Genomic DNA, 12,033 nt, shown 5'->3' with positions numbered 1-12,033 from the left:
AATGAAAGATAGCGTGATTATCATTGAAAGCCCTAATAAGGTTGAAAAGATTAAACAACTAACAGGTGCGGAAGTTTATGCAACTATAGGGCATTTTACTAACCTTATAGGCGTAGATATTGAAAATAATTTTGCTTGTAAGTTTGAAATCAAAGAAGACAAGGCTAAGAAAATAAATTTTTTAATCAATGCTTGTAGGGACAAAAAAGTCTATATCGCTACTGACCCTGATAGAGAGGGCTATGGTATTGGCTATCAATTTTATGAAAAAATTAAAAATGTAGCTAGTGAAATTTATCGTGCAGAATTTCATGAGATCACACCAAGCGGTATTGAAAAGGGCTTAAAAAATGCGGTGTTATTTTCTCGTTCTAACACTAATTTATACCAATCATTCTTAGGCAGAATTGCAAGCGATCAGGTCGTTGGATTTGCTCTAACAAGCTATTTAAAAAAAAGTTTAAATCTTAGTGAATTGAGCGCTGGTAGAGTGCAAACTCCAGCTCTAGCTTTAATCTGCCAAAGAGATCAAGAAATAAGGGATTTTGATAAGTTGGATGCTGAAGAAAAAGTAGAATATCAAATCCAAGCTAGTATTGTGTACAATGAAAAAGAAGTGATTATTAAGCATGTAAGGGCGAATGAAAAAAACGAACTAGTGGATTTTAAATTTAAAGACAAAAACGAAGCATCTCAATTTTTACAAGATCTAAAGGACGGATTAGGCTCTATGAGTGTTCTAGTTTCACTAAAAGAAAGTCTATCCAATAAAGAACCCAAAAAACCTTTCACCACCTCTAAACTTTTATCCCAAGCGAGCAAATCCTTAAAAATACCCACTAAAGAAATCGCACAACTTGCTCAAAAACTCTTTGAAGCTGGTCTCATCACTTATCACAGAACTGATAGTGAATTTTTAAGTCCTGGGTATCTCAAAGAACATGAAGCGTTTTTTGAACCTATTTATCCGAGTGTTTATCAATATAGGGAATATAAGGCTGGTAAAAATTCACAAGCTGAAGCGCATGAAGCCATAAGAATTACACATCTGCATGCTTTAAAAGACTTAGAAAAAGTGTGCAGTGACGCTAAAATAAGCGAAGAATTAGCGCTGAAGTTGTATCAACTTATTTATGCCAATACAATTTGTTCTCAAAGTAGAAACGCCTTATACAATCAATATGATTGTATCTTTAAAATTAAAAGCGAGAGTTTTAAGCTCTCTTTCAAACTTTTAAAAGAAAAGGGTTTTTTAGAGATTGAAGAACTCATTCAAGGCAAAGAAGAACTTAACAAGGAAGAACAAGAAAGTGAAATAGAAAACTTTTCATTAAAAGAAAATGATAGTGTCCCGTTAAAAGAAGTTTTTATTAAAAAAATAGAAAAACCCAGTCCCAAACCTTATAAAGAAAGTGCCTTTATTCCCTTATTAGAAAGCGAGGGGATTGGTCGTCCCAGCACTTATGCGATCTTCTTAGATCTTCTTTTGAAGCGTAAATATATTAGCATTGATACAAAAACTAACGCTATCACCCCTACTAGTCAAGGATTAGAAGTGATTTCATTTTTCAAAAAAGATAAAGAAGTGGATTTCATCGCTCTTACAAGCAAGGATAAGAGCAAATTAGGAAGCACTACCAAACAATTTGAAGAATGTTTGGATTTAATCATGAGAGGTGAAGCTAGTTATGAAAAGTTTATGTCTGAAGTCATAAGCAAGTTAAAAAGCACCGCCAAGTTTTATTTAGCTAAAGGCTCTTTTATGAGATTAGTGGCTGATGAAAGGTTCAGTCAAGATTACTTGATCACTTTTTGCGAACAATTAGCGAATTTTAGAAATCAAATGTTTGATTTAAAACACCCACAGCTCGCTACTTCTATACCTTACACACAATTTCGCGTGCATGCTTTACATCCTAGTGTTATTGCTAATAGCAATATTGCGATCAACATTAGAATACCTAGTCTTTTCAAATTCCCAATCGAGAGCTTTAAATTTTCTCAAAAATGTTTAGAGAAAAACATGACTTATCAACAAATTATCAATGCAGTAATAGATGCAAAAAACATGCTTATTGTAGGTGGGACAAGTAGCGGTAAGACTTCTTTTGCAAACTGCTTACTCAATTTTATTTCTTTAGAAGATAGAGTAGTTACTATAGAAGATAGTCCTGAATTACATATGGAAAATCCTAATCAAGTTAATATTTTGGTAGGAAAAAATGAAGATAGCTTTTTTACCTATGAGCAAGCTTTAAACTCTGCTATGAGAATGACACCTAAAAGGCTTTTGCTTGGCGAACTTGACACAAGAAACACTTCTTTATTTTTAAGGCTCTCTAACACAGGACATAGTGGCATGATAAGCACTTTACATGCTAATAGCACTAAAGATGCCTTTGAAGCCATCTCTATGAATATGGCAATAAGCAGAAATGAAGTAAATCCAACCGCTCTTTTAAACTATTTTTGTGCTGGAATAGATTATTTAATCCATTTGAAATTTAATCATAATGGTTCGCTCATTTGTGTATCCTTTTAAAAAGCCTTTTCTATATGCTTTTAAAGTTATAGCTTTCATTAACATAGGTTATACAATATCATAAATATAATAGTAAGTCAACATAAAAAATATTTTTATGTTTATTGTTTAAATTATTTTAATAGCAGAAAAAAAGTATAAATATAATAATTAAGTAAAACCTACATCAAGTTCTACTTAAACCAAATTAAAAAAATCCATTTAAGTTATCTTAACCCTTTAGTTTAACCCTACCCCACAATATCCAGCAAATGCTCTTCATGCCACAATTCAATTTCTTCTTCTTCCAAGCCAAACGCCTTAGCCCTTTGGCTGTTTGGATAGCGGTTTTTGGAGCCTTCTTTAGAGTCCTTATCGCTAATAGCTTGCATGTTTTCTAACGCCCTTGTTTCTTGGGCTAATTCAAGCTTACTTTGAAAGCTTTGCGCTAAATCCAGCATATCACTTCTCGCACCCTGTTGGATAGCAGAATTTAAAGGAGCGTTTTGATTGATATAAGTTACATTGCCTAAAGCGGAAACACCCATGCTAACCTCCTTAAGTGTTTAAGTGTCCTTTAGACTAATAGTTCGGTATTTTGAGTAAATGACATTAGCTCCTTTGATGATTTTGACAAATTTTCGCTGCGTGTAGTCAATTTCGTAACTATTAAACGCATCTTTTTGCATTTTAATCAACATTTTGGCTAATTCCATAATGACCTCATCTTTGGGCGTATTCTTTTGGCAAAAAACGATCAAATGCGATCCAGGAATATTTCTTACATGCATCCACAAATCATTCGCTCTTGCGTCTTGTAAGAGTTTGATATTCTCTTTTTGGTTTTTCCCTAAACCGATTTTAAAATCCTTATAATACAGCACTTCATACCCGCTCATCGGGCGTTTGATTTTGGAATTTTTTACCGGCATAAACATTTCTAAAACGCTTTCTTCTTGCGCTCCTTTAACATAATTAATTTGATTTTCTTTAAAAGCGATTTTTTCTTTTAGATTCTCTTCTTCTAAATGCAAAAATTGCGATTTTTGTTTCTTTTTCTTGCTGAGAGTGAATTTTTTATTGATAAAAGCGTTTAAGGGCATGCTCTTATCAATTTCAATCGCACACTCCTTATCTTCAAAATCCTTTAAAACCACGCGACTTTCATGCTTATGGATTAAATGTTGGTAAGTGAGTAATAGCGAGGCTTGAGTTTGCAATTCTTTCGCTTCAAGCTGTAAATTTTTAGGATCTTCTAGTTTTTCTAATTTTTCTTTCAAGCGTTCTTTTTGGGCGTTTAATCGCTTGATGATTTGACTTTTTTTGTGTTCTAGTTCTTTGTGTTGGTAAAATAAAAAATCTTTTTCTAAAATGTCTAACAATCCCTTAAAATCCAAATCCTCTTCTTGATGCTCGTAGGCATTAGGAGGCAATGCCCCTAAAATATCGTTTTTAGCGACCCTATCATTAAAACGAAAGGCTTCTATCACGCATTTTTCTTGATCTAAAATCATGAGGTTGGCTTTTTTAGGAATCATTTCTAAACGCAAAATAAAATTTTCACTCTTATAGGCCAAATCTTTAGCACCTGTGATTTCTAAAATTCGATCGTTATCAATGATGTTTGCTTGTAAAATTTTGGCGTTTTTAGTGAATTTATTCAAACAAAAATCTAACGCTAGGGTGTTTTTTAAAACGCTCTCTGGGGGTTTTTTTGACAAACCGATATAAGGCGCGCTCAAATCCACAACAAAGGCGTGTTTTTCTTTAGAAAAAGTTTCTAATAAAAAGCTGGACGCGTTCAAGCGTTTGAGGTTAAAATGCGTTTGGGTGTTTAAAAATTCGCTGAATTTCTTTAAAAGAAAAAACTTCATCATCACACCTTTAATTTTTCCTTAGCGAAAGAAATTGCGCTCTCTATATTCTCGCTCCCCCCTATCATGCGCGCGATTTCTAAAACCCTCTCTTCGTTATTAAGGGTTTTTGCAAGGCTTTTGTGGTTTTCTTTAAACACCAAAATATGGTTTTTAGCAACGGCTGGGATATGGACTTGGTGCGAAATGGCAAAGATTTGTGAATGGCTGCTTAAGGTTTCAAGGGCTTTAGAGACCGCCAAACTCTCTTCACCGCTCAAATTGGAATCCATTTCATCTAACACCAACACGCCTTTAAAATCCTTTAAAAACTCCATTTCTAAAAGCATGAACGCCAACCTCAAACGGCTGTATTCCCCGGAGCTTAAGGTCTCTAATTGGGAATTTTGTAAATGTAAAACGAGTTTTTGAGCGCCTTTTTCGCTCATGGGGGCTTCTTCTAAGATCAAACTAGGGCTTTTTAAAAGCAAATCTTTAGCCTTAACGCTTAAAAGAGCGTTAAAACCAGCTAAATACTCTTTTCTAAAGCCGCTTATTTCTCCGCACAATTTCAAGCATTCAGTTTTTAATTGTTCTATTTCTTTGTGGTAAGTTTCGCAATAATTATCAATTTCTTTTAGGTTATGCAATTCGTTTTTAACATGCCCTAATCGTTCTTTAGCATGCATAATACTCCCGTAATCCTTAATGATCCCGCTTAGCATGCCAAGCCTTTCTAGCACTTTTTCAATATCCAAACACTCGCACTCTTCTAATTTAGCCTGCTCTTTTTCTAACAAAGCGCCTGCTTCCATTAAAGCGCTTTTTAAAAACTCCGCGCTATGGCCCACGCTCTCTAAAGCATGCGTGATTTTATGGGTATTTTCTAGCACCTCTAACGCCAGAGCGATTTTATCGTTCAATTTTTCCTTACTAGAGAGCAATTTTTTTTGCTCTAAAAGGCGTTCGTATTCATCTTCTTTTAAATCCAGCCTCTCTAATTTCATTTTTTCAAAATTCAAACGCTCTTCTAAATCCTTTTGAAAACGCTTTTTATCCTCTAACGATCGCCTTTCTTTTTCCAGCTTCTCTAAATGGGTGAATTTTTCTTCAAGTGCACCTAAAAGGGGGCTAAACGCCTGGTTTTCGTTTTGAATGTAGCCATCTAGTAAGGAGAGCATTAAAATATCATTGAGTTCATTCTGGCTGAATCTGTCGTTAGATAAGCGTTTGATCAAACCTTTTAATAACGCTTTGAGCGTGTTTTTAGACAGGCTTGTTTGGTTTAAAAAATAGCGCGTTTTTTCTTTTTTAATCACGCTGATGACTAAAGGTTCGTGGTTATCTTCTCTAAAAATGCCGTATTCTTCCGTGTCTAAAAAAGGCGCGATCAATTCCACTTCAATGTTTGAAGCGTTGCTCTCTTTAAGCCCAAACGCCCCTAAAAGGCTCGCAATAAGAACGCTTTTTCCCACCCCACTAGCCCCACTAATCGCACTCAAGCCGTCTTTAAACTCTAGATCCAATTTTTCAAAAACAGCGTTTTGACGCACTTTTAAGCGTGTGATTTGAGCGTTATTGAAATCTCGCATGTTTTTTACCCTTTTATCTTTTTTTGCTAGGGCTTTCCCCCCATAATAGCTTTTCTTTAAGCACTTTAAAATAATCCCTTGAATTTTTTTGTAAGAGTTTGGTAGTCGTGGGGCTTTTTTGAATGTATAGAGGTTGGTTGGCTTTCAAATCATAGGTGGCTTGCCCATCAATGACCACAAGAGCGTCTTCATGAGCGCAAAAATTCAAACAAAATTCCGCTCCTAACACTAAAGGGCGTTGCGTTAAAGAAAAATCGCACAAGGGCGTTAAAATATAACTTTGGCTTAAAGCATGCACAATCGGCCCATGAGCGCTCAAATTATAAGCGGTCGAGCCTAAGGGCGTGGCAATGATAAGCCCATCGCCTTTATAGGTGTTAAAGGGCGTATGGCCTGCATAAGCTTGGATGTCTAAAACCCCTAAAGCTTTTTTTTTAGCGATCACGATTTCATTGATCGCATAAAAAGAGGTGTTTCCAATACGGCCCTCTAAAGCCAAATGCTCTTCTAATTTGATCCTATCTTGCTTGAGATCTTGTAAGAAATCTTTCAAGCCGTTCAATTCAACCGCACTCAAAAACCCTAAATTCCCAATTCTAACCCCAAAACATGGCTTGTTGTAAGAATGCGTCATTCTTAAAGCCCCTAAAATCGTGCCATCGCCCCCTAAACACAAAAACGCGTAAGCTTTTTCTATCAATCGCGCATCTTTTGCCCCATCAAGGCTATCAATCATAAAGCTTCCAAACCCCTCATCTTCTAAAAGCTTTAAAACCCATTCTTTAGCCTGCTCTAGCTCTTCAAAAAGGGGGTTTTGATAATGGGTAGGCCGCACAAACACGCCGATAGTTTGATGTGAATCTTTCATGCGTATATTGTAGCTTAAAGCTTGAAACAAAATTTTAAAAAAGGGGGTTTTAATTGCTTTTTTATCATCTTGTGTAAAGTTCATGAAAAGTTTTTATTTTCGCTATGTTTCATTTTTCAAACTTTTTTAATTGTTTTTTGGGTATTCTTTTTAAGTAACAAAAAATTATTTTTAAGGAATCATAAATGAAAAAATTTTTTTCTCAATCTTTATTAGCTTTGATTGCTTCTATGAACGCGCTATCAGCGATGGATAATAATGGCGTTTTTTTAGGAGCGGGTTATTTGCAAGGACAAGCCCAAATGCATGCGGATATTAATTCTCAAAAACAAGCCACTAACGCTACTATCAAGGGCTTTGATGCGCTTTTAGGGTATCAGTTTTTCTTTGGGAAATACTTTGGCTTACGCCTTTATGGGTTTTTTGACTACGCCCACGCTAATTCTATTAGGCTTAAAAACCCTAACTATAACAACGAAGTGGCGCAATTGGCGGGTCAAATTCTTGGGAAACAAGAAATCAATCGTTTAACGAGCCTTGCTGATCCTAAAACCTTTGAGCCAAACATGCTCACTTATGGAGGGGCTATGGATGTGATGGTCAATGTAATTAATAACGGCATCATGAGTTTGGGGGCTTTTGGTGGGGTGCAATTGGCCGGCAATTCATGGCTTATGGCGACGCCGAGTTTTGAGGGCATTTTAGTGGAGCAAGCTTTGGTGAGCAAAAAAGCCACTTCTTTCCAATTTTTATTCAATGTGGGGGCTCGCTTAAGGATCTTAAAACATTCCAGCATTGAAGCGGGCGTGAAATTCCCCATGCTAAAGAAAAACCCCTATATCACTGCAAAAAATTTGGATATAGGGTTTAGGCGCGTGTATTCGTGGTATGTGAATTATGTGTTCACTTTTTAGGGGTGTGTCCCTAGAGCGTTAGAACGCTTTCAATGCGTTTAATCAACTCTTCTTTTCTTTTTTCTAAGCTTTTGGGCGTCCATTCTGTGTATTTGTGTGCAATGTCTATGGTCATCTTATAGCAAGTCATCACATTAGAAGGTTTCTTTTTGTTTAACTTGATTTCTTCCCCCATGTAGATTTTCTGTTTATCTTTGAAATCCAAATTTGAAGCTTGAGAGTTTTTCGTGCCCCCTAAAAGCGTGAGGTTGGCTAAAGAATGCGTGTATAATTCCCTTTCTTCTTCGCTAAAGTCTTTAACCCATTGGCTTGAAGGATTGGGGTTTTGGGGTAAGATGTGTTCAACATGAAAATCGTTCTTTTCAATGCGTTTAGGTCTGGGATCATCGCTCATGAAATATTCCACTAAAATGAAAACGGGTTTGAGCCATGAATTTTTTTTGACGGATTTACCAGCGAAGTAGAATTTTTCATACAATTTGCTGTCTTGCAGGTTTTCTTTAAAGCGTTGCGTGATATTTTTATCCTTAAAATATTTTTTCACAATAGAAGCGATGTTCTCTACGCTTTTCTTTTCTTTTAGGGCATTAATGATGTTGCAACAAGTTTGGCTGCGTGTGGTTTTTGTCTGCCCTGCAACCCAATCTTGGTAATAAAACTTGACCAACAATTCTTTTAAAGCCTCTATCTCGCTTTCTCTATAGCGGTGCAACAAACTGGCACACAACATAACGCATAAATGATCATCGTCTTTATACGAGAGCAAATGAGCGTGTCGGTCTTGCATTTCTAACACCTCACCATAAGCGTTATAGAAATTTTCTATGCCCTTAAGGTATTCTAAAGGGGTTTTGTTAAGATTTTTAAACCAAGTAACGAGTCTTTTTTCCATTTTTTCTTTAGAAGTTACCGGATCGAGATAGGTCAAATGCCAGCTGAATAATGTCTCCATTGTTAAATCATTATCTGAGCATTTTTGGCTTAAGGCGTTCCAACGAGACACAAGCTTTTTTTGATCCTCTTCTTTAGCCAATTCTTTTAACAACTCTCCCTTAAAAATATCTGTCGCATTCAAAGGCAAACCCCTAGCGTTTAAAATACTAAAAATCCTTAACGCCTTGTCTATACTTGGGCAAATAATGGTGATAAATTTAACATTAGAATACAGCCACTCAATGAAATCGTTAATGTTTTTAATCTCTTTTTTCCTGATATAGTCTTTTAAACAAACCGCATTTTTTAAGTAATTGTTTTCATCATTTTTACTTACATGATGAGGGTCATCAAAAAAATCTAATGCATCTTGAAAATCATATTCAGCGTTAGACCCTATAGTGTTAAAACTCAGTCGTTTTCTTTCTGTATGCCTATCTTTCCAACCCTCTTGTAAATGTTCTAAATTCTTAGGGTCTAAACAATCATTATAAAGATCGGCTAAAACTTTTGCCAACAGAATGAAAGTGCTTAAGCGTTGCTGGCCATCCACAATATCATAGATTTCGGTTTTGGAATTGGGATCGGATTTGACTAAGACTAATGAGCCGCAAAAATAATCGCTTTCTCTATCCTCTTCATAGTCTTCAAACAAATCGTCTAAAAGCTTTTCGCAGTTTTCTCTAGTCCATTGATAAGGGCGTTGGTAGATAGGGATTTGGTAATAGAATTCTTCTTTTAAAGTATTTTTTAGATACCACTCATAGCTATCAATTTTTGCCATAAAAACCCCTTGTATGATTTAGGGTAGATTATAACATTAAAAAGTGTTTTTTTTTTTTTTGAAATATTTCTACGCATGAAGATGCATGGTTTATCGCCATGCTCTTTTTTAAAGCTTATTTTTAAAGCTCCTTTAAAACCTCTAAAGGCGATTTGAACGCTAGATTGAAAGCTTTAGCGATGCCTTCTTGGGTGATATAGCCGTTATAAGCGCTCAAGCCTCCAAGCGTGTTCGCCACGATTTTAGTGTTGGCTGTTAAAAAACCCTTCAAGCCATGCTCTAAATAATACAACAAATACGGCACGCTCGCATGGCTATAAGCCGTAGAGCTCGTTTTAGCGGCAATCCCTGGCATGTTCGGCACGCCATAATGCAACAAATCCTCTTCCACATACACCGGGTTAGAATGGCTTGTCTGGTGTATGGTCTCTATGCACCCCCCTAAATCGCAAGCCACATCAATGACTACCCCTTGTTTTTGCATGTATTTTAAATGCCTTCTTAAGATCACTTTAGGGGTTTGGCTCGCTGTAACCAGCACCGCTCCCACTAGCCCCACCGCCCCATTTAAGGCTTGAATAATATTGGCTTCATTCACGCTTAAAACTTCTAAATCATACAAATGGTAATAGGGGTGGTTTTGTAATTTAGCGTAGTCTAATTCTAAAATCGTTACTTTAGCCCCCATTTGGCTTAAGACTTTCGCGCTCTCCATGCCAACCACACCGCCCCCAACCACAACGATTTTAGCCCTTTGCGCGCCCGATAAACCCCCAAGCATGACCCCCTTACCCATAAACCCCTTAACATGCTCTAAAGCCAATAAATAATGCTGGACTAAATGCGCGGCCAACCTCCCAGCCACCACGCTCATAGGTGCTAAAATAGGGTAGTCGTTTTTAGGCCCGGCAATGGTTTCAGTGCAAATAGAAGTGATTTTTTTATCTATAAACATTTCGCACAAGCTTTTTTGATACGCTAGATCCAAATAACTAAACAGCGTGGCTTTTTCTTTCAACAAAGGGTATTCATGCTCTAAAGGCTCTTTGCATTTGACCACCAAATCCTGCCCCCACGCCGTTTTAGAATCCACGATTTTAGCCCCCACGCTTTCATACGCTTCGTTACTATAACCGCTATTAGCGCCGGCATTATTTTCCACCAAAACCTCCACGCCCTTTTGAACGATTAGCACCACATCATCAGGCACCAAAGCCACTCGTGATTCTAAATCCATGCTTTCTTTAACTAGCCCAATAGTCATGTTAATCCTTTAATATAGTAGTGTCAGTTATGATTATACTCACTCCATTAAACGATTGGGTATCTTTCTTTTAAAAAGCTAAATAGTCTTACTCTTTTACACAATGAAATTGTTCTATTTATTATCCATTTGCTTATTAATAATTGATTGTTGATTTTAGTTTAGAATAAAAAATATGAGTGGGGATTTAAAGGAGTTATAAAATGATTTTAGTAGGATTAGAAGCGGAATTAGGAGCGTCAAAAAGAGGCACCGATAAAGGGGTTAGGCGTTTGAGAGAAGCTTTGAGCGAAACGCATGGCGATGTGATTAAAGGCATGCAAACGATCACTCAAGAGCGGTGCGTGCTTTATAAAGAGTTTAGATACGCTAATAATTTTGAAGATTACTACCTTTTTTGTAAAGAAAATCTGATCCCTTGCATGAAAGAAGTGTTTGAGAAAAAAGAATTCCCTTTGATTTTAAGCTCAGAGCATGCGAACATGTTTGGGATTTTCCAAGCCTTTAGGAGCGTTCATAAAGACAAAAAAATAGGGATTTTGTATTTAGACGCGCATGCGGATATTCATACGGCTTATGACAGCGATACAAAGCACATTCACGGCATGCCTTTAGGCATGGTTTTAAATCGTGTCCGTAGCGGGGTTAATCGCATGAGCGAGAGCGAAGAAAAGGCATGGCAAAAGCTTTGCTCTTTGGGGTTAGAAAAGGGAGGGTTAGAAATTGATCCTAAATGTTTGGTGTATTTTGGGGTAAGAAGCACAGAACAGAGCGAAAGAGATGTGATTAAGGAATTGCAAATCCCTTTATTTAGCGTGGGCGCGATAAGAGAAAACATGCAAGAAGTGGTTCAAAAAACTAAAGAATTGTTAAAAGCGGTGGATATTATTTACCTTAGCTTGGATTTAGACATTATGGATGGCAAGCTTTTCACTTCTACCGGCGTGCGTGAAAATAACGGGCTGAGTTTTGATGAATTAAAGCAATTACTGGGCTTGCTTTTAGAAAGTTTTAAAGACCGATTAAAAGCGCTTGAGGTAACCGAATACAACCCCACGGTGAGCGCTAAACACACCGATGAAGAAGAAAAGCAGGTTTTAGAAATCTTGGATCTCATCATCAATCGCTGTAAAATTAAAGACAAGGAGCGATCTTTTACAATGAGTCGCTGATCGCTTTTCAAACCAAACGATAAAAAATTGAAAAAAGGGGCAGTGTTTAGATGGAAAATTAAACCGCTTTGAGCGTCAAAAAATGTCTTGTGCGTTTTGAGAACGCATGCAAGCTATCTGTGTGTCAAAAAT

Annotated in this window: 9 protein-coding genes; 3 read left to right on the top strand and 6 right to left on the bottom strand. The window is 36.7% G+C overall.

Translation table 11 applies throughout. The features are described 5' to 3' along the window. Position 1 precedes the first annotated feature (1 nt). Entirely contained in the window at positions 2 to 2,542 is a 2,541-nt protein-coding gene (locus AYS37_RS07370) for an ATPase, T2SS/T4P/T4SS family (RefSeq protein WP_000655388.1), read from the top strand. 230 nt (positions 2,543 to 2,772) lie between these two features. Here the strand turns inward: AYS37_RS07370 and AYS37_RS07365 are convergent, their stop codons facing one another. The 4 genes from AYS37_RS07365 to AYS37_RS07350 are packed head-to-tail and all read right to left on the bottom strand — an operon-like array spanning position 2,773 to position 6,834. Beyond that, a complete protein-coding gene (locus AYS37_RS07365; protein ID WP_000539108.1) occupies positions 2,773 to 3,069 on the bottom strand; it encodes a hypothetical protein in 297 nt (98 codons plus the stop codon). A gap of 18 nt (positions 3,070 to 3,087) precedes the next feature. Further along, positions 3,088 to 4,395 carry an NFACT family protein gene (locus tag AYS37_RS07360; protein ID WP_000667868.1) on the bottom strand — a complete coding sequence of 436 codons (1,308 nt, stop codon included), beginning with the start codon at positions 4,393 to 4,395 and terminating at the stop codon, positions 3,088 to 3,090. A gap of 2 nt (positions 4,396 to 4,397) precedes the next feature. Next, positions 4,398 to 5,966: a DNA repair protein RecN gene (locus AYS37_RS07355; protein ID WP_001204485.1), complete on the bottom strand. Its 1,569-nt coding sequence runs from the start codon at positions 5,964 to 5,966 to the stop codon at positions 4,398 to 4,400. Positions 5,967 to 5,979: 13 nt separating this feature from the next. Then, the gene (locus tag AYS37_RS07350) at positions 5,980 to 6,834 is read right to left on the bottom strand and encodes an NAD(+)/NADH kinase (protein ID WP_001874794.1); all 855 of its coding nucleotides are present in this window, start codon (positions 6,832 to 6,834) and stop codon (positions 5,980 to 5,982) included. A gap of 185 nt (positions 6,835 to 7,019) precedes the next feature. Between AYS37_RS07350 and AYS37_RS07345 the strand changes: the two genes are divergently transcribed. Beyond that, entirely contained in the window at positions 7,020 to 7,748 is a 729-nt protein-coding gene (locus AYS37_RS07345) for an outer membrane protein (protein WP_000713155.1), read from the top strand. 10 nt (positions 7,749 to 7,758) lie between these two features. Here the strand turns inward: AYS37_RS07345 and AYS37_RS07340 are convergent, their stop codons facing one another. After that, positions 7,759 to 9,465: a DUF262 domain-containing protein gene (locus tag AYS37_RS07340; protein ID WP_001062386.1), complete on the bottom strand. Its 1,707-nt coding sequence runs from the start codon at positions 9,463 to 9,465 to the stop codon at positions 7,759 to 7,761. A 121-nt stretch (positions 9,466 to 9,586) separates the two neighbouring features. Continuing rightward, a complete protein-coding gene (locus AYS37_RS07335) occupies positions 9,587 to 10,729 on the bottom strand; it encodes an alanine dehydrogenase (protein WP_000152140.1) in 1,143 nt (380 codons plus the stop codon). 203 nt (positions 10,730 to 10,932) lie between these two features. Here AYS37_RS07335 and rocF point away from each other — a divergent pair, with 203 nt between their 5' ends. After that, on the top strand, positions 10,933 to 11,901 hold the full coding sequence (rocF, locus tag AYS37_RS07330) for an arginase (RefSeq protein WP_000604435.1): 969 nt from the start codon (positions 10,933 to 10,935) through the stop codon (positions 11,899 to 11,901). Positions 11,902 to 12,033 lie beyond the last annotated feature (132 nt).

It is taken from the genome of Helicobacter pylori NQ4053 (genome assembly GCF_000274605.1).
GTDB classification, from domain to species: domain Bacteria; phylum Campylobacterota; class Campylobacteria; order Campylobacterales; family Helicobacteraceae; genus Helicobacter; species Helicobacter pylori_CV.
Note: the sequence above shows the minus strand (reverse complement) of the source record. Positions and strands in the feature narration are given on the sequence as shown.

What these genes read in the sequence shown, in the direction of transcription:
- AYS37_RS07370 (WP_000655388.1), top strand. Translation starts at nt 2, where the DNA reads ATGAAAGATAGCGTGATTATCATTGAAAGCCCTAATAAGGTTGAAAAG.
- AYS37_RS07365 (WP_000539108.1), bottom strand. Translation starts at nt 3,069, where the DNA reads ATGGGTGTTTCCGCTTTAGGCAATGTAACTTATATCAATCAAAACGCT.
- AYS37_RS07360 (WP_000667868.1), bottom strand. Translation starts at nt 4,395, where the DNA reads ATGAAGTTTTTTCTTTTAAAGAAATTCAGCGAATTTTTAAACACCCAA.
- AYS37_RS07355 (WP_001204485.1), bottom strand. Translation starts at nt 5,966, where the DNA reads ATGCGAGATTTCAATAACGCTCAAATCACACGCTTAAAAGTGCGTCAA.
- AYS37_RS07350 (WP_001874794.1), bottom strand. Translation starts at nt 6,834, where the DNA reads ATGAAAGATTCACATCAAACTATCGGCGTGTTTGTGCGGCCTACCCAT.
- AYS37_RS07345 (WP_000713155.1), top strand. Translation starts at nt 7,020, where the DNA reads ATGAAAAAATTTTTTTCTCAATCTTTATTAGCTTTGATTGCTTCTATG.
- AYS37_RS07340 (WP_001062386.1), bottom strand. Translation starts at nt 9,465, where the DNA reads ATGGCAAAAATTGATAGCTATGAGTGGTATCTAAAAAATACTTTAAAA.
- AYS37_RS07335 (WP_000152140.1), bottom strand. Translation starts at nt 10,729, where the DNA reads ATGACTATTGGGCTAGTTAAAGAAAGCATGGATTTAGAATCACGAGTG.
- rocF (WP_000604435.1), top strand. Translation starts at nt 10,933, where the DNA reads ATGATTTTAGTAGGATTAGAAGCGGAATTAGGAGCGTCAAAAAGAGGC.